Genomic DNA, 17,040 nt, shown 5'->3' with positions numbered 1-17,040 from the left:
TGATCGGACTTGTTCGGCGTACAAGTGTACGCTATTGTGCGACTCGAAACTTTTTATAGTGCGACTTACAGAGGTATTGAATGAAACGTGCAGTGATTACTGGCCTGGGCATCGTTTCCAGCATCGGTAATAACCAGCAGGAAGTCCTGGCATCTCTGCGTGAAGGACGCTCCGGGATCACTTTCTCTGAAGAGTTTAAAGATTCTGGAATGCGTAGCCACGTATGGGGTAACGTTAAACTGGATACCACCGGTTTAATTGACCGTAAAGTGGTTCGTTTCATGAACGATGCCTCTATCTATGCCTATCTTTCCATGCAGGAAGCGATCAAGGATTCTGGTCTGAGCGAAGACGCCTACCAGAACAACCCACGCGTTGGCCTGATTGCCGGCTCCGGCGGTTCCTCTAAGGCGCAGGTATTCGGCGCAGACGCCATGCGTAGCCCGCGCGGCCTGAAAGCGGTCGGTCCATACGTTGTGACCAAAGCGATGGGTTCTGCGGTATCCGCGTGCCTGGCAACACCGTTCAAAATCCACGGCGTGAACTACTCCATCAGCTCCGCGTGTGCGACCTCCGCGCACTGTATCGGTAATGCGGTTGAGCAGATCCAGCTAGGCAAACAGGACATCGTCTTTGCTGGCGGCGGCGAAGAGCTGGGCTGGGAAATGGCCTGTGAGTTCGACGCAATGGGCGCACTGTCCACCAAATACAACGAAACGCCAGACAAAGCATCCCGTACCTATGACGCACACCGCGACGGTTTTGTTATCGCGGGCGGCGGCGGCATGGTCGTGGTTGAAGAGCTGGAACACGCGCTGGCGCGTGGCGCGCACATCTACGCTGAGATCGTGGGCTACGGCGCAACGTCTGACGGCGCTGACATGGTTGCTCCATCCGGCGAAGGCGCGGTGCGCTGCATGAAGATGGCGATGCACGGCGTTGATACCCCAATCGACTACCTGAACTCCCACGGTACCTCTACTCCGGTAGGCGACGTGAAAGAGCTGGGTGCGATCCGCGAAGTGTTCGGCGACAACAGCCCGGCTATCTCTGCCACCAAAGCCATGACCGGTCACTCTCTGGGTGCGGCGGGCGTGCAGGAAGCGATCTACTCTCTGCTGATGCTGGAAAACGGCTTTATCGCCCCGAGCATCAACATCGACGAGATGGACGAGCAGGCGGCTGGCCTGAACATCGTGACCGAAACCACCGAACGTGAGCTGACGACCGTTATGTCCAACAGCTTCGGCTTCGGCGGCACCAACGCCACGCTGGTGATGCGCAAGCTGAAAGCGTAAGCGTTTGAAGGTATAGTAGAAGGGAGCCGCGCGGCTCCCTTTTTTATGCCTGAACACGGAGTTATGCATGAAGGCTGTTACCCCTGAGAAGAACGCTCCTTCCGGGAACCTTTCCCTCTTCCGCATCGCCTTTGCGGTGTTTCTGACCTATATGACCGTTGGCCTTCCGCTGCCGGTGATCCCCTTGTTCGTTCACCATGAGCTGGGCTATGGCAACACCATGGTCGGCATTGCGGTGGGCATTCAGTTTTTAGCGACGGTGTTAACCCGGGGCTACGCCGGGCGTCTGGCGGACCAGCACGGCGCAAAACGCTCGGCGTTGCAGGGCATGTTTGCCTGTGGGCTGGCGGGGGGCGCCTGGCTGCTGGCGGCGCTGTTGCCGATAGATGCAGCGTATAAATTCGCACTGCTGGTAGTGGGGCGCCTGATCCTTGGTTTTGGCGAAAGCCAGCTGCTGACCGGCACCCTGACCTGGGGAATGGGGCTGGTGGGGCCTGCGCGTTCCGGTAAAGTGATGTCCTGGAACGGGATGGCGATTTACGGCGCGCTGGCGGCAGGCGCGCCGCTGGGTTTGCTGATCCACAGCCAGTTTGGTTTTGCGGCGCTGGCAGCAACCACCATGATATTACCGCTGCTGGCGTGGGCGTTTAACGGTTCGGTACGCAAGGTGCCCGCCCATAAAGGCGAACGTCCTTCGCTGTGGAGCGTGGTGGGGCAAATCTGGCAGCCAGGGCTGGGGCTGGCGCTTCAGGGAGTAGGCTTCGCGGTGATTGGCACCTTCGTCTCTCTCTATTTTATGAGCCGCGGCTGGGCGATGGCGGGCTTTACGCTGACGGCCTTTGGTGGCGCGTTTGTATTGATGCGCGTGCTGTTTGGCTGGATGCCGGATCGCTTTGGCGGCGTGACGGTGGCCGTGGCGTCACTGGTCATAGAGACGGTAGGTCTGGTACTGCTCTGGCAGGCTCCGTCCGCTTACGTTGCGCTGCTGGGTGCGGCGTTAACCGGCTGCGGCTGCTCGCTGATCTTCCCGGCGCTGGGCGTTGAGGTGGTGAAGCGCGTCGCACCGCAGGTGCGCGGCACGGCGCTGGGCGGCTATGCGGCGTTTCAGGATATCTCATACGGGATAACCGGACCGCTGGCGGGCGTGCTGGCGACGTCGTTTGGCTATCCTTCCGTATTTCTCGCCGGCGCGGTTTCTGCGGTGGTGGGGATCGTGGTGACGCTGGTGGCGTTTCGGAAGCGGTAATATGTTGCCGGGTGGCGGCTGCGCCTTACCCGGCCTACGGTTCGAGCCGTTGTAGGCCCGGTAAGCGGAGCGCCACCGGGCAAAACCTCAGACAACCAGCCAGAAAAGCGCCAGCGCAATCATCAGCGCGATAAACATCAATCCCGGACGGGCAGAGAGCGTTTTAAACGTGTCGACAACCGGGGCAAACAGCGGGCTGTAGATGGGCTGAACGTTACGCACTTCCGGCACGCCGCCTTCCCGCTCGGCGCGTCGAATAAAGATCTGATTCAGTAAATCCTGTACCTGCGCGGTGGTCAGCACCGTTTGCGGCGTGGCCTGCCAGGCCTGCTGGGCATATTCCCGAACAGCTTCAAACTCTTGCCGCTCAAGCGGCTGCTTAAGCGACGCCTGCACCGTATGCAGCGTCGGGGCGGTCTGGGCGCTGAGCGTCTGACGCGCCTGGAGCCAGGTGACCAGATGGGTAAACTGTTTTGCCGGGATCAGCTCGCCCGCTTTCACGCCGGACAGTTCCAGCATGGATTGCCAGATGAGCTTTGTCGGTTCGCCGGTGGCGGCAGCCAGCTTTGTGACCATCTGCTTGAGCGTATTATGCTCCGCTGGCTGCAATGGCCGTTCTGTCGACGGGCGCTGTTGCGGCTGCGGGATCGAAAGCTGGTTGCTTTGCAGCAGGGTCAGCACGGTTTTCAGCTGTTCCGGCGAAAGCTGGCTCAGGGCGGTATGGCCGTACTGTTGACGGATAAAATCACTCACCGCCTGGCGATTATTCCCCTGGCCCAACAGCTCGGTCAGCTGCGAGACAATCTGGCGGGTGGTATGTTGCTGCTGTGCGCTGGTAAGACGCTGGTTCAGGTTTTGTTCAGCGGCAGGGAAATGGCGCGACTGGAGCGGCGCATCGTTTCTGACGCCCAAATCGTGCTTAACGCCGGCCCATACCTCTGCGTTTTGCTGCGAGGTCAACGCAATTAGGCGCGTGATCAGACGCTCCAGCACGGTGCGCTGTTGCGTGGAGAGCGGCTGTTCGCCTGGCGTGTTGGGCGCTACGGGGCCTTCACCCGGAGGGCGCGGAGGCGTACCTGAAATGGGCTGCATCGTCAAAAATCCTTAAAGTCAAACTCTGCGTAACCGGGCGGAGATATATGCCCGGCGGCGAGATTATGGCACACTTGGCAGGTTTACTTCCTCTCAAACAGGTACTCAGACGTGAAAATCCTCGTTGATGAAAATATGCCTTACGCCCGTGAGCTATTCAGCCGCCTGGGCGAGGTTAAGGCTGTCCCTGGTCGCCCGATTCCGGTCAGCGAACTGGACGATGCAGACGCCCTGATGGTGCGCTCGGTGACCAAAGTAAATGAGGCACTGCTCACCGGCAAAGGGATCAAATTTGTCGGGACGGCAACGGCCGGGACCGATCATGTGGATGACCAGTGGCTTAAGCAGGCAGGGATTGGTTTTTCAGCGGCGCCAGGCTGTAACGCCATTGCCGTCGTGGAATACGTATTTTCCGCATTATTGATGCTGGCCGAGCGCGATGGGTTTGCGCTGAAAGACCGCACCGTAGGTATTGTGGGCGTGGGCAACGTCGGCGGACGTCTGCAAAAGCGTCTGAAAGCCTGGGGCGTTCGCACCTTACTGTGCGATCCGCCGCGCAAGGATAACGGCGATGAAGGCGATTTCCGCACGCTGGACGAGCTGGTCGACGAGTGCGACGTCATCACCTTCCACACGCCGCTTTTCAAAGAGGGGCCGTACCGGTCTCTGCACCTGGCCGACGAGACGCTAATTCGCCGTCTGAAGGCTGGCACTATTCTGATAAATGCCTGCCGCGGTCCGGTGGTGGATAACGCGGCGCTGCTGAAATGTCTCGACGAGGGACAAGATCTGAGCGTTGTGCTGGACGTCTGGGAGCCCGAGCCGGATCTTAACGTCGCATTGCTGAATAAGGTGGACGTGGGGACCGCGCATATTGCGGGTTATACCCTCGAAGGCAAGGCGCGCGGTACGACTCAGGTATTTGAGGCCTACAGCGCCTTTATCGGCCATCCGCAGCAGGTGGCGCTGGATACGCTGCTTCCCGCGCCGGAATTTGGCCGCATTACCCTTCATGGCCCGCTGGATGAGGCAACGCTAAAAAGACTGGTGCATTTGGTGTATGATGTGCGCCGCGATGACGCGCTGCTGCGTAAAGTGGCGGGTATTCCGGGTGAGTTTGACAAGCTGCGCAAAAATTACCTTGAGCGCCGCGAGTGGTCCTCCCTGTATGTGATGTGCGATGACGCCCCTGCGGCGGCGCTGCTGCATCAGCTGGGATTTAACGCCGTTCACCACCCGGCACGTTAATGTCTTTCTGCTCCCTGTTGGAAACGCCGACAGGGACGCGTTTTTATTTCTGGAGTAAACCACCATGTCTGAAGGCTGGAACATTGCCATTTTGGGCGCCACTGGCGCCGTGGGCGAAGCCCTGCTTGAAACCCTTGCTGAGCGCCAGTTCCCGGTGGGCGAAATTTACGCGCTGGCGCGTACCGACAGCGCGGGTGAACATCTGCGTTTCGGCGGGAAATCCGTGATGGTGCAGGATGCCGCCGCATTTGACTGGACCCAGGCTCAGCTGGCGTTTTTTGCCGCAGGTGCAGAGGCGACGGCGTCTTACATTGAAGAGGCGACCAATTCTGGCTGTCTGGTGATCGACCTGAGCGGCCTGTTCTCCCTTGAGCCGGATGTGCCGCTGGTGGTGCCGGACGTTAACCCGTTTGTGCTGGCTGATTACCGCAACCGCAACATCATTGCGGTACCAAACAGCCTCACCAGCCAGCTGCTGACCGCGCTGAAGCCGCTGATCGACGACGGTGGCCTGTCGCGCATTACCGTGACCAGCCTGCTGTCGGCTTCGGCTAATGGCAAAAAAGCCGTAGACGCGCTGGCAGGGCAGAGCGCGAAGCTGCTGAACGGGATCCCGATCGACGAAGATGATTTCTTTGGCCGCCAGCTGGCGTTCAACATGCTGCCGCTGCTGCCGGATCGTGAAGGTTCGGTGCGGGAAGAGCGTCGTATCGTCGATGAAGCGCGCAAAATTTTGCAGGATGACGGGCTGATGATCTCCGCGAACGTCGTACAGTCTCCGGTCTTTTACGGCCATGCGCAGATGGTCGGCTTTGAAGCCCTGCGTCCATTGGCGGCTGAAGAAGCGCGCGACGCGTTTGGCCGCGGCGAGGACATTGTCCTTTCCGAAGAGAGCGAATTCCCGACGCAGGTGGGCGATGCCACCGGCAGCGCGCATCTCTCCGTGGCCTGCGTACGTAACGATTACGGTATGCCGGAGCAGGTGCAGTTCTGGTCCGTTGCCGACAACGTGCGTTTTGGCGGCGCGCTGATGGCGGTCAAAATCGCGGAAAAACTGGTGCAGGAGTATCTGTACTGATGTCAGACGTGGAACAAAAGCCGGTCCACAGAATTGCCCTCGGCATTGAGTACGATGGCAGTAAATACTATGGCTGGCAGCGTCAGAATGAGGTGCGCAGCGTCCAGGAGAAGCTGGAAAAAGCGCTCTCTCAGGTAGCGAACGAACCGATCAGCGTCTTCTGTGCGGGCCGCACCGATGCCGGGGTTCACGGCACGGGGCAGGTGGTGCACTTTGAAACCACTGCGGTACGCAAAGATGCGGCCTGGACGCTGGGTGTAAATGCGAATTTACCTGGTGACATTGCCGTGCGTTGGGTGAAAGCTGTGCCGGATGATTTTCACGCGCGCTTCAGCGCGACGGCGCGGCGCTACCGTTATGTCATCTACAACCAGCGCCTGCGCCCGGCCGTGTTAAGCCAGGGCGTAACGCATTTTTATGAACCGCTGGATGCAGAACGCATGCATCGCGCGGCGCAGTGCCTGATTGGAGAAAATGATTTTACGTCGTTTCGTGCGGTGCAGTGTCAGTCCCGTACGCCGTGGCGTAACGTCATGCACATTAACGTCAGTCGTTATGGCGCGTATGTGGTGGTGGATATCAAAGCCAATGCCTTTGTACATCATATGGTGCGGAATATCGTGGGCAGCCTGATGGAAGTGGGCGCCGGACACCAGCCGGAGAGCTGGATTGCAGAACTGCTGGCAGCGAAGGACAGAACGCTTGCGGCAGCAACGGCGAAAGCGGAAGGGCTGTATCTGGTTTCGGTGGATTATCCGGACCGGTTCGACCTGCCAAAACCGCCAATGGGCCCGCTGTTTTTAGCGGACTAAACAAAGGTGCAATTAAGGCTTAGACAATATGGACGTAATACGTTTTCTGATTGATTTCATCCTGCACATTGATGTTCACCTGGCGGAGCTGGTCGCGCAGTACGGCGTCTGGGTATACGCCATTCTGTTCCTCATTCTGTTCTGTGAAACCGGGCTTGTGGTTACGCCGTTCCTGCCGGGAGATTCACTGCTGTTCGTGGCCGGTGCGTTATCTGCACTGCCAACCAATGACCTGAACGTCCACCTGATGGTCGTCCTGATGATCGTCGCGGCGATTGTTGGCGATGCGGTCAACTACACCATCGGGCGAGTGTTTGGCGAGCGGTTGTTCAGTAATCCGGACTCGAAGATTTTCCGCCGCAGTTATTTAGACAAGACCCATGCGTTCTATGAACGTCATGGCGGAAAAACCATTATCCTTGCCCGTTTTGTGCCTATTGTGCGCACATTTGCACCGTTTGTGGCGGGAATGGGCCACATGTCCTATCGTCATTTTGCAATGTACAACGTGGTGGGCGCACTGCTTTGGGTGTTGCTCTTTACCTATGCGGGCTACCTGTTTGGCGATCTGCCTGTGGTTCAGGAAAACCTTAAGTTACTGATTGTAGCGATTATTGTGCTTTCCGTTCTGCCGGGTGTTATCGAAATCATTCGTCACAAACGCGCGGCAGCAAAACAAGCGAAGTAAATGCACGCTGGCGGTTCGACCACTTTTTTATCCAAAGTTTCGGGCTGTTATGTTTTAATGTGCAACATTCATGGTCTGTTGGAGGCAAAAATGGCATTATTCGCCTCTTACAGCAAAACTGGCATACGACCAGGTTCAGGCAGAAAGGTTATCAATGAGCTGGATTGAACGAATTAAAAGCAACATTACCCCGACGCGTAAAGCGAGCATTCCTGAAGGGGTATGGACGAAGTGTGATAGCTGCGGCCAGGTTCTGTATCGTGCAGAGCTGGAACGCAATCTTGAGGTGTGTCCGAAGTGTGACCACCACATGCGTATGTCGGCGCGCAACCGCCTGCATAGCCTGCTGGACGAAGGTTCTCTGATAGAACTGGGCAGCGAACTGGAGCCAAAAGATGTGCTCAAGTTCCGCGACTCCAAAAAATACAAAGATCGTCTGGCCTCTGCACAGAAAGAGACCGGCGAGAAAGACGCGCTGATCGTCATGAAGGGCACCCTGCATGAAATGCCGGTGGTTGCCGCTGCGTTTGAGTTCTCCTTTATGGGCGGCTCAATGGGCTCCGTGGTCGGCGCGCGTTTCGTGCGTGCCGTTGAGCAGGCGCTGGAAGACAACTGCCCGCTGATCTGCTTCTCCGCCTCCGGTGGTGCGCGTATGCAGGAAGCGCTGATGTCTCTGATGCAGATGGCGAAAACCTCCGCTGCGCTGGCGAAAATGCAGGAGCGCGGTCTGCCGTATATCTCGGTACTGACCGACCCAACCATGGGTGGCGTCTCTGCGAGCTTCGCAATGCTGGGCGACCTGAACATCGCCGAGCCAAAAGCGCTGATCGGCTTTGCCGGTCCTCGCGTTATCGAACAGACCGTACGTGAGAAACTGCCGCCGGGCTTCCAGCGCAGTGAGTTCCTCATTGAGAAAGGCGCTATCGATATGATCGTCCGCCGTCCGGAAATGCGCCTCAAGCTGGCCAGCATTCTGGCGAAGCTGATGAATCTGCCAGCGCCTAACCCGGACGAGCCGCGCGAAGGCGTGGTCGTACCGGATCAGGAACCCGAGGCCTGATAACTGAAAAGGGCAGGGCCGAATGGCGCTGCCCTTTTGCTTTCTAAACCGTTAATGACAACCGGGCATCATGGAAAATAAAAGCATTCCTCAAGCCACGTCGCCCCTGGCCGCGTGGCTTTCTTATCTGGAAAACCTGCACAGTAAAACCATCGACATGGGCCTTGAGCGCGTAAGCCAGGTTGCCGCGAGTCTCGACGTGCTGAAACCCGCGCCGTTCGTGTTTACCGTCGCCGGCACTAACGGGAAAGGCACCACCTGCCGCACGCTGGAATCTGTCCTGATGGCTGCCGGCTATAAGGTCGGCGTTTACAGCTCTCCGCATCTGGTGCGCTATACCGAGCGCGTGCGGGTGCAAAACGCCGAGCTGGCGGAATCTGCCCACACGGCATCGTTTGCCGCTATCGAAGCGGCGCGCGGCGAAACTTCACTGACCTATTTCGAATATGGCACCCTGTCGGCGCTGTGGCTGTTTAAGCAGGCGCAGCTGGACGTGGTGATCCTGGAAGTCGGGCTGGGTGGGCGACTGGACGCGACAAACATGGTGGATGCGGATGTCGCGGTCGTGACCAGCATCGCGCTGGATCACACCGACTGGCTGGGGCCAGACCGCGAAAGCATTGGCCGCGAGAAGGCCGGTATTTTTCGGGCGACTAAGCCCGCCGTGGTCGGCGAGCCGGACATGCCGCACACCATTGCCGACGTGGCGAAAGAGAAGGGCGCCCGGCTGCTGCATCGTGGCGTGGACTGGCAGTATGAGGTTCAGGGCCACGGCTGGCGCTTTAGCGATGCGCAGGGCGTGCTGGAGAATCTGCCGCTGCCGCAGGTGCCACAGCCTAACGCGGCGACCGCGCTGGCCGCACTGCGCGCCAGCGGATTAACGGTGAGCGAGCAGGCGATCCGCGACGGTATTCAGAACGCGCTGCTGCCGGGGCGTTTCCAGATTGTGAGCGAGTCACCGCGTCTGATTCTGGACGTGGCGCATAACCCGCACGCGGCGGCGTACCTCGCAGGACGTCTCAAATCGTTACCAAAAACCGGGCGCGTGCTGGCGGTTATCGGTATGCTTCATGATAAAGATATCGGCGGCACGCTGGCCTGCATGGAGAGTGTGGTCGATAGCTGGTATTGTGCTCCTCTGGAGGGGCCGCGTGGCGCGACTGCTGAGCAATTAATGGAACATCTCGGCAAAGGCGAAATCTACGACAGCGTGGTTTCGGCCTGGCGCGCCGCGATGGCGGAAGCTAAACCAGAAGATACCGTGCTGGTGTGTGGGTCATTCCACACGGTGGCACATGTCATGGAAGTGATGGAGGCGGGGAGAACCGGTGGCGAGTAAGTTTCAGAACCGTTTAACAGGAACCATTGTGCTGGTCGCGCTCGGGGTGATTATTCTCCCGGGGCTGCTCGACGGGCAGAAAAAGCATTACCAGGATGAATTTGCGGCTATTCCGCTGGTGCCAAAACCGGGCGACCGCGACGAGCCCGACATGCTGCCCGCGGCAACGCAGGCGCTACCTGCCCAGCCGCCTGAAGGCGCAGCGGAAGAGGTGCGTGCAGGCGATGCAGCCGCGCCGTCTCTTGACCCGTCGCGTCTGGCCGCAAATAACAACGTTGAAATCGATCCCGTACCGGTAGAGCAACCTAAACCGGTTGAAAAACCGAAGCCGGTAGAGAAAACGCAGCCTAAACCGCAGCGTGACAAAGCGGCCGAGCAGCTGGCTGCGGCAACGGAAACACCGCCACCGGCCAGACAGGCCCAGCAGGAGGCTGCCCCGACGGGCAAAGCCTATGTCGTTCAGCTGGGTGCGTTGAAAAACGCTGATAAGGTCAATGAGATCGTGAGTAAACTGCGCGGCGCGGGATACCGTGTTTATACTTCACCCACCACGCCGGTGCAGGGTAAAATTACCCGTATCCTCGTGGGGCCGGATGCGTCTAAAGATAAGCTCAAAGGTTCGCTTGGCGAGCTGAAGCAGATCTCCGGCCTGAGCGGCGTGGTGATGAACTACAGCGCAAACTGATAAAATCACCCCCTCACCCCGGCCCTCTCCCCAGAGGGTGAGAAGGTTAGGGTGAGGGGGAATGGCAGACGTCCAAAGAGACGTAATAAGCCAACGGCGTTGAGCATTTTTTCAGCGCCTTTTTTATTTACGCATGGGAAGGAAATCCCTACGCAAACGTTTTCTTTTTCTGTTAGAATTCGCCCCGAACTGGATGACAGGGCGTTAAATCGTGGGACACATATGGTCTGGATTGATTACGCCATCATTGCGGTGATTGGTTTTTCCTGTCTGGTTAGCCTGATCCGTGGCTTTGTTCGTGAAGCGTTATCGCTGGTAACCTGGGGTTGTGCTTTCTTTGTTGCCAGTCATTACTACACTTACCTGTCTGTCTGGTTCACGGGCTTTGAAGATGAACTGGTCCGAAACGGAATCGCTATCGCGCTGCTGTTTATCGCGACGCTGATTGTCGGCGCTATCGTCAACTATGTGATAGGCCAGCTGGTCGAGAAAACCGGTCTGTCAGGGACGGACAGGGTGCTCGGCATCTGTTTCGGTGCGTTGCGAGGCGTGCTGATTGTGGCCGCGATCCTGTTCTTCCTGGATACCTTTACCGGGTTCTCCAAAAGTGAAGACTGGCAGAAATCGCAGCTCATTCCGGAGTTCAGCTTCATCATCAGATGGTTCTTTGACTATCTGCAAAGCTCGTCGAGTTTCTTGCCCAGGGCATAAACCCTGAGATGTGGCTTAACGAGGAAAAGACGAATGTGCGGTATTGTCGGTATCGCCGGTTTCATGCCGGTAAACCAGTCGATTTATGACGCGTTAACGGTGCTTCAGCACCGTGGGCAGGATGCTGCGGGTATCATCACCATTGATGCAAACAACTGCTTCCGTTTACGTAAGGCGAACGGCCTGGTAAACGATGTGTTTGAAGCCCGCCATATGCAGCGTCTGCAAGGTAATATGGGGATCGGTCACGTTCGTTATCCTACTGCTGGCAGTTCCAGCGCCTCTGAGGCTCAGCCTTTTTACGTTAACTCCCCGTATGGCATCACGCTTGCCCACAACGGCAACCTGACCAACGCCCACGAGCTGCGTAAAAAGCTGTTTGAAGAGAAACGTCGCCACATTAACACCACCTCTGATTCTGAAATCCTGCTCAATATCTTTGCCAGCGAGCTGGATAACTTCCGCCACTACCCGCTGGAAGCCGATAACATCTTTGCCGCCGTTGCCGCGACGAACCGCCAAATCCGCGGCGCGTACGCCTGCGTGGCGATGATTATCGGTCACGGCATGGTGGCCTTCCGCGATCCAAACGGGATCCGCCCGCTGGTGCTCGGCAAGCGCGACCTTGGCGATGGCCGCTCTGAATACATGGTGGCCTCCGAAAGCGTGGCGCTGGACACCCTGGGCTTCGAATTCCTGCGTGACGTTGCGCCGGGCGAAGCGGTTTACATCACCGAGAAGGGCCAGCTGTTTACCCGCCAGTGCGCCGACAACCCGGTGAGCAACCCGTGCCTGTTCGAATACGTCTACTTCGCTCGTCCGGACTCGTTCATCGACAAGATTTCCGTTTATAGCGCGCGCGTCAACATGGGCACGAAGCTGGGCGAGAAGATTGCCCGCGAGTGGGACGATCTCGACATTGACGTGGTGATACCGATTCCGGAAACCTCCTGCGACATCGCGCTGGAGATCGCCCGCATTCTGGACAAGCCGTACCGTCAGGGCTTCGTGAAAAACCGCTACGTTGGCCGTACTTTCATCATGCCCGGCCAGCAGCTGCGCCGTAAGTCCGTACGTCGCAAGCTCAACGCTAACCGTGCCGAGTTCCGCGACAAGAACGTGCTGCTGGTGGATGACTCCATCGTGCGCGGTACGACGTCCGAGCAGATCATCGAGATGGCGCGCGAAGCTGGCGCGAAGAAAGTGTACCTCGCCTCTGCGGCACCGGAAATCCGCTTCCCGAACGTGTACGGTATTGATATGCCAACCGCCAACGAGCTGATTGCTCACGGTCGCGAAGTGGACGAAATCCGTCAGATCATCGGGGCCGACGGCCTGATTTTCCAGGATCTGAACGATCTGATCGACGCGGTGCGCGCCGAGAACCCGGACATCCAGCAGTTCGAATGCTCGGTGTTCAATGGCATCTACGTGACGAAAGACGTTGACCAGCAGTATCTCGACTACCTTGATTCGCTGCGTAACGACGATGCGAAAGCCGTCCAGCTGCAAAACGATCTCGAAAGCTTAGAGATGCACAACGAAGGTTGATGCCTGTGCAGGTGAGGGCGCTCGCCCTCACTTGCAACTCCCCGTAAAATCCTGCACAGTCTGCCCTGAAATCAGCAAGGGCAAAAATCATGAAACGACTCATTGTAGGGATCAGCGGCGCCAGCGGCGCGATTTACGGCGTCCGGCTGTTACAGGTGCTGCGTGACGTTGCAGGCGTAGAAACCCATCTGGTGATGAGCCAGGCGGCGCGCCAGACCCTCTCTCTTGAAACCGATCTCTCTCTGCGCGACGTTCAGGCCCTGGCTGACGTTGTGCACGATGCCCGCGATATCGCCGCCAGCATCTCTTCAGGCTCGTTTAAAACGGCCGGCATGGTTATTTTGCCCTGTTCCATTAAAACCCTTTCCGGCATTGTAAACAGCTATACCGACACGCTGGTGACGCGTGCGGCAGACGTGGTGCTGAAAGAGCGTCGCCCTCTGGTGCTGTGCGTGCGCGAAACCCCGCTGCACCTGGGACATCTGCGCCTGATGACGCAGGCAGCCGAACTGGGCGCCGTGATTATGCCCCCGGTTCCTGCGTTCTATCATCGCCCGCAGACGCTGGACGATGTCATCAATCAGACCGTTAACCGCGTACTGGATCAGTTCGATATTGACCTGCCTGAAGATCTCTTTGTCCGCTGGCAGGGAACGTGAAGCCGTGCACAACCAGGGTGCATGAAAAGCCAATTTGCCCTGTTTCAGGGCAAAACTGCAACCGCGATCATATCCTCGACATTTAATTCGCTTTTTCCCTTTTTCTCTTTCCGGTTCGTTCGGCAGACCTGCTATCTTTCACCATTAAGGCAGTATCGCAACGTTTTATTAACATATTTAACGTCGTAGTCTGAACCCGACGACAATGTGGCATAAGACCTGCAAGAGCAGCCTGCAACACAACACACAACATAAACCATAATAAAATCACGGTTCTTGAGGGTAAATGTATGAAGAAGACGGTTCTGGCTCTGTCTTTGCTCGTGGGCTTGAGTGCAGCAGCAGGCAGCTATGCAGCGCTTCCACAGACGGTTCGTATCGGTACAGATGCAACCTACGCGCCATTCTCATCCAAGGATGCGAAGGGCGATTTCGTGGGGTTTGATATCGATCTGGGAAATGAGATGTGCAAACGCATGGAAGTGAAATGCACATGGGTGGGCAGTGACTTTGACGCGCTGATCCCGTCGCTGAAAGCCAAGAAAATTGATGCCATTATCTCTTCTCTCTCCATCACGGAAAAACGTCAGCAGGAGATCGCCTTCTCTGAGAAGCTCTACGCTGCCGATTCACGTCTGATTGCCGCGAAAGGCTCCCCAATCCAGCCGACCATCGACTCGCTGAAAGGTAAGCATGTTGGCGTGCTTCAGGGCTCAACCCAGGAAGGCTACGCGAACGCCAACTGGCGCGAGAAGGGCGTCGATGTGGTCGCCTACCAGAACCAGGATCTGATCTACTCTGACCTGGCGGCGGGCCGTCTGGATGCCGCGTTCCAGGATGAAGTTGCCGCGAGCGAAGGCTTCCTGAAGCAGCCTGCGGGTAAAGAGTACGCCTTTGCTGGCCCGTCAGTTAAAGATAAAAAATACTTTGGCGACGGCACCGGTATTGGCCTGCGTAAGGATGATACCGAGCTGAAAGCCGCCTTCGACAAAGCGTTTAACGAGCTGCGTAAAGACGGTACCTACGACAAACTGGCGAAGAAATACTTCGATTTCAACGTCTACGGTGATTAATGCCTGAACGGGATGCACTGATGTGGTGCATCCCACGGGGCAATGTTCCAGTATGGTGCATCTATTGCACCGTATTGGAACGCTGTGTGCATAGTTAAGCATTTAAAATGCAAAAATTCCCGTTCAGAGGCATTAATCTTTGCCTGAATGAGGGGATTAATGGCACATTAACGGCACCCCGTGGTCGTAAAATCTCGTATTAAGACAGTTTGTTGAGGACAGATATGAAAAAACTGGTGTTGTCACTTTCTCTGGTACTGGCCTTTTCCAGCGCCACCGCGGCATTCGCAGCAATTCCGCAGAAAATTCGTATTGGAACTGATCCAACCTACGCACCTTTCGAATCGAAGAATGCGAAGGGGGAACTGGTCGGTTTTGACATCGATCTGGCTAACGAGCTGTGCAAACGCATTAAAGCGCAATGTACCTACGTTGAAAACCCGCTGGATGCGCTGATCCCGTCCCTGAAAGCCAAAAAAATCGACGTGATCATGTCCTCCCTTTCCATCACTGAAAAACGTCAGCAGGAGATTGCCTTCACGGACAAACTCTACGCGGCAGATTCACGTCTGGTAGTGGCGAAATCCTCAGATATTCAGCCAACCCTTGAGTCTCTGAAAGGCAAGCGCGTGGGCGTGTTGCAGGGGACCACGCAGGAAACCTACGGCAACGAGCACTGGGCGCCTAAGGGCATTGAAATTGTCTCTTACCAGGGGCAGGAAAATATCTACGCAGACCTGACCGCAGGCCGCATTGATGCCGCATTCCAGGATGAAGTGGCGGCAAGCGAAGGCTTCCTGAAGCAGCCTGTGGGTAAAGATTACAAGTTCGGCGGTCCGTCCATTAAGGATGAAAAACTCTTTGGCGTAGGCACCGGTATGGGCCTGCGTAAAGAAGACAACGAACTGCGTGAGGCTCTGAACAAAGCGTTCGCCGAGATGCGCGCGGACGGCACCTACGACAAGCTGGCGAAAAAGTACTTCGATTTTAACGTCTACGGCGGCTAATCGCCCCGTCTGATAACGTGCGGCCCCTCCCGTTGCGGGAGGGGAAAAGACACGGTTCCACCACTCACGAGACGACAGGGCACGCGGTATGCTGTACGGATTTTCTGGCGTTATTTTACAGGGCGCGCTTGTCACCCTTGAGCTGGCCATCAGCTCCGTGGTGCTGGCGGTGCTGATAGGCCTGGCAGGCGCGGGGGCAAAGTTATCCGCCAACAGACCGCTGGCGCTGATATTTGAAGGCTATACCACGCTGATTCGCGGCGTGCCAGACCTTGTGCTGATGCTGCTGATCTTTTATGGCCTGCAAATCGCACTTAACGGCGTGACGGACGCCATCGGCATGGATCAGATCGATATCGATCCGATGGTGGCCGGTATCATTACCCTTGGTTTTATCTACGGCGCCTACTTCACCGAGACCTTTCGCGGCGCGTACATGGCCGTGCCGAAGGGACATATTGAAGCGGCGACTGCCTACGGTTTTACCTCCTCACAAACGTTTCGCCGGATCATGTTCCCGGCCATGATGCGTTACGCGCTGCCGGGTATCGGCAACAACTGGCAGGTTATTCTCAAGGCGACGGCGCTGGTCTCCCTGCTGGGTCTGGAAGACGTGGTGAAGGCCACGCAGCTGGCGGGTAAGAGCACCTGGGAACCGTTCTACTTTGCGGTGGTCTGCGGCGTGATTTATCTGGTCTTTACGACCGTCTCCAATGGTGTGCTGCTTCTGCTCGAACGTCGCTACTCCGTGGGTGTGAAGAGGGCTGACCTGTGATTGAGATTATTCAGGAGTACTGGAAATCCCTGCTGTGGACGGACGGCTACCGCTTCACGGGCGTGGCGATCACGCTGTGGCTGCTGATTTCCTCGGTAGTAATGGGCGGCATTCTGGCGGTGTTTTTGGCCATTGGCCGCGTGTCGAACAATAAATTTATCCAGTTCCCGATCTGGCTGTTTACCTACGTGTTTCGCGGTACGCCGCTGTACGTACAGCTGCTGGTGTTCTATTCGGGGATGTACACGCTTGAGATCGTGAAAGGCACCGAGATGCTGAACGCGTTCTTCCGCAGCGGCCTGAACTGTACGGTGCTGGCGCTGACGCTTAACACCTGCGCCTATACCACCGAGATCTTCGCCGGTGCCATTCGTTCCGTGCCGCACGGAGAGATCGAGGCGGCGCGCGCGTACGGCTTCTCCTCCGTGAAGCTTTACCGCTGTATTATTCTGCCTTCAGCGCTGCGTATTGCGCTGCCGGCGTACAGCAACGAAGTGATTTTAATGCTGCATTCAACGGCACTGGCCTTTACCGCCACGGTACCGGATCTGTTAAAGATTGCGCGCGATATTAACTCTGCGACGTATCAGCCGTTTACGGCGTTTGGCATTGCGGCAGTACTCTATTTGATCATTTCTTACGTCCTGATCAGCCTGTTCCGTAAGGCTGAAAAACGCTGGTTGCAGCATATAAAACCGTCGACGCACTGAGAATTTAT

17 protein-coding genes are annotated in these 17,040 nt (G+C 57.0%); 16 read left to right on the top strand and 1 reads right to left on the bottom strand.

Annotated elements, in window-relative coordinates:
* Positions 1-80: 80 nt before the first annotated feature.
* Positions 81-1,298, top strand: a complete 1,218-nt coding sequence (gene fabB / locus IM300_RS05165) for a beta-ketoacyl-ACP synthase I (RefSeq protein ID WP_022648859.1) — start codon at positions 81-83, stop codon at positions 1,296-1,298.
* Positions 1,299-1,365: 67 nt separating this feature from the next.
* Complete coding sequence (locus tag IM300_RS05160; RefSeq protein WP_193035579.1) at positions 1,366-2,544, top strand: MFS transporter; 1,179 nt, start codon at positions 1,366-1,368, stop codon at positions 2,542-2,544.
* 87 nt (positions 2,545-2,631) lie between these two features.
* Here IM300_RS05160 and flk read toward each other — a convergent pair whose 3' ends face one another.
* Positions 2,632-3,636 carry a flagella biosynthesis regulator Flk gene (gene flk / locus IM300_RS05155; protein ID WP_193035577.1) on the bottom strand — a complete coding sequence of 335 codons (1,005 nt, stop codon included), beginning with the start codon at positions 3,634-3,636 and terminating at the stop codon, positions 2,632-2,634.
* A gap of 111 nt (positions 3,637-3,747) precedes the next feature.
* On the opposite strand from flk, the gene pdxB reads away from it, so the two are divergent.
* From pdxB to IM300_RS05085, 14 genes are all read left to right on the top strand, one after another.
* Positions 3,748-4,884 carry a 4-phosphoerythronate dehydrogenase PdxB gene (pdxB, locus tag IM300_RS05150; protein WP_193035575.1) on the top strand — a complete coding sequence of 379 codons (1,137 nt, stop codon included), beginning with the start codon at positions 3,748-3,750 and terminating at the stop codon, positions 4,882-4,884.
* 64 nt (positions 4,885-4,948) lie between these two features.
* Positions 4,949-5,962, top strand: coding sequence for an aspartate-semialdehyde dehydrogenase (locus IM300_RS05145; protein WP_063450416.1), 1,014 nt, complete (start codon positions 4,949-4,951; stop codon positions 5,960-5,962).
* A complete protein-coding gene (gene truA / locus IM300_RS05140) occupies positions 5,962-6,774 on the top strand; it encodes a tRNA pseudouridine(38-40) synthase TruA (RefSeq protein ID WP_193035573.1) in 813 nt (270 codons plus the stop codon). Before IM300_RS05145 ends, truA begins: the two co-directional genes overlap by 1 nt.
* A 28-nt stretch (positions 6,775-6,802) precedes the next feature.
* Positions 6,803-7,462, top strand: a complete 660-nt coding sequence (locus IM300_RS05135) for a DedA family protein (RefSeq protein WP_063450414.1) — start codon at positions 6,803-6,805, stop codon at positions 7,460-7,462.
* A gap of 154 nt (positions 7,463-7,616) precedes the next feature.
* Entirely contained in the window at positions 7,617-8,522 is a 906-nt protein-coding gene (gene accD, locus IM300_RS05130; RefSeq protein ID WP_193035571.1) for an acetyl-CoA carboxylase, carboxyltransferase subunit beta, read from the top strand.
* 70 nt (positions 8,523-8,592) lie between these two features.
* Positions 8,593-9,861: a bifunctional tetrahydrofolate synthase/dihydrofolate synthase gene (gene folC, locus IM300_RS05125; protein ID WP_193035569.1), complete on the top strand. Its 1,269-nt coding sequence runs from the start codon at positions 8,593-8,595 to the stop codon at positions 9,859-9,861.
* Positions 9,851-10,546, top strand: a complete 696-nt coding sequence (gene dedD / locus IM300_RS05120) for a cell division protein DedD (protein ID WP_063868170.1) — start codon at positions 9,851-9,853, stop codon at positions 10,544-10,546. The genes folC and dedD overlap by 11 nt, the downstream gene beginning before the upstream one ends.
* A 222-nt stretch (positions 10,547-10,768) precedes the next feature.
* A complete protein-coding gene (gene cvpA / locus IM300_RS05115; RefSeq protein ID WP_063868171.1) occupies positions 10,769-11,257 on the top strand; it encodes a colicin V production protein in 489 nt (162 codons plus the stop codon).
* Positions 11,258-11,290: 33 nt separating this feature from the next.
* Positions 11,291-12,808 carry an amidophosphoribosyltransferase gene (gene purF / locus IM300_RS05110; RefSeq protein WP_008502595.1) on the top strand — a complete coding sequence of 506 codons (1,518 nt, stop codon included), beginning with the start codon at positions 11,291-11,293 and terminating at the stop codon, positions 12,806-12,808.
* Between the two features lie 89 nt (positions 12,809-12,897).
* Positions 12,898-13,467: a UbiX family flavin prenyltransferase gene (locus IM300_RS05105; protein WP_063450410.1), complete on the top strand. Its 570-nt coding sequence runs from the start codon at positions 12,898-12,900 to the stop codon at positions 13,465-13,467.
* Between the two features lie 290 nt (positions 13,468-13,757).
* Positions 13,758-14,540, top strand: coding sequence for a lysine/arginine/ornithine ABC transporter substrate-binding protein ArgT (gene argT / locus IM300_RS05100; RefSeq protein ID WP_006811405.1), 783 nt, complete (start codon positions 13,758-13,760; stop codon positions 14,538-14,540).
* A 224-nt stretch (positions 14,541-14,764) separates the two neighbouring features.
* Positions 14,765-15,547 (top strand): histidine ABC transporter substrate-binding protein HisJ, encoded by a 783-nt coding sequence (gene hisJ / locus IM300_RS05095; RefSeq protein ID WP_003861421.1) that lies wholly within the window; start codon positions 14,765-14,767, stop codon positions 15,545-15,547.
* An 88-nt stretch (positions 15,548-15,635) separates the two neighbouring features.
* Entirely contained in the window at positions 15,636-16,322 is a 687-nt protein-coding gene (locus tag IM300_RS05090; RefSeq protein ID WP_006811404.1) for a histidine ABC transporter permease HisQ, read from the top strand.
* The gene (locus IM300_RS05085) at positions 16,319-17,032 is read left to right on the top strand and encodes an ABC transporter permease (protein ID WP_003861424.1); all 714 of its coding nucleotides are present in this window, start codon (positions 16,319-16,321) and stop codon (positions 17,030-17,032) included. Before IM300_RS05090 ends, IM300_RS05085 begins: the two co-directional genes overlap by 4 nt.
* Positions 17,033-17,040 lie beyond the last annotated feature (8 nt).

It is taken from the genome of Enterobacter cloacae complex sp. I2 (assembly GCF_014896205.1).
Classification (GTDB): Bacteria; Pseudomonadota; Gammaproteobacteria; order Enterobacterales; family Enterobacteriaceae; genus Enterobacter; species Enterobacter quasihormaechei.
The sequence above is the reverse complement of the archived record's forward strand: the minus strand, read 5'-3'. Positions and strand labels throughout refer to the sequence as shown.

Bases quoted from the DNA above. Each gene is read 5' to 3' on its own strand.
- IM300_RS05105 (WP_063450410.1), top strand. From the start codon at position 12,898: ATGAAACGACTCATTGTAGGGATCAGCGGCGCCAGCGGCGCGATTTAC.
- hisJ (WP_003861421.1), top strand. From the start codon at position 14,765: ATGAAAAAACTGGTGTTGTCACTTTCTCTGGTACTGGCCTTTTCCAGC.
- IM300_RS05160 (WP_193035579.1), top strand. From the start codon at position 1,366: ATGAAGGCTGTTACCCCTGAGAAGAACGCTCCTTCCGGGAACCTTTCC.
- folC (WP_193035569.1), top strand. From the start codon at position 8,593: ATGGAAAATAAAAGCATTCCTCAAGCCACGTCGCCCCTGGCCGCGTGG.
- cvpA (WP_063868171.1), top strand. From the start codon at position 10,769: ATGGTCTGGATTGATTACGCCATCATTGCGGTGATTGGTTTTTCCTGT.
- accD (WP_193035571.1), top strand. From the start codon at position 7,617: ATGAGCTGGATTGAACGAATTAAAAGCAACATTACCCCGACGCGTAAA.
- IM300_RS05135 (WP_063450414.1), top strand. From the start codon at position 6,803: ATGGACGTAATACGTTTTCTGATTGATTTCATCCTGCACATTGATGTT.
- IM300_RS05145 (WP_063450416.1), top strand. From the start codon at position 4,949: ATGTCTGAAGGCTGGAACATTGCCATTTTGGGCGCCACTGGCGCCGTG.
- IM300_RS05090 (WP_006811404.1), top strand. From the start codon at position 15,636: ATGCTGTACGGATTTTCTGGCGTTATTTTACAGGGCGCGCTTGTCACC.
- purF (WP_008502595.1), top strand. From the start codon at position 11,291: ATGTGCGGTATTGTCGGTATCGCCGGTTTCATGCCGGTAAACCAGTCG.
- argT (WP_006811405.1), top strand. From the start codon at position 13,758: ATGAAGAAGACGGTTCTGGCTCTGTCTTTGCTCGTGGGCTTGAGTGCA.
- truA (WP_193035573.1), top strand. From the start codon at position 5,962: ATGTCAGACGTGGAACAAAAGCCGGTCCACAGAATTGCCCTCGGCATT.
- flk (WP_193035577.1), bottom strand. From the start codon at position 3,636: ATGCAGCCCATTTCAGGTACGCCTCCGCGCCCTCCGGGTGAAGGCCCC.
- fabB (WP_022648859.1), top strand. From the start codon at position 81: ATGAAACGTGCAGTGATTACTGGCCTGGGCATCGTTTCCAGCATCGGT.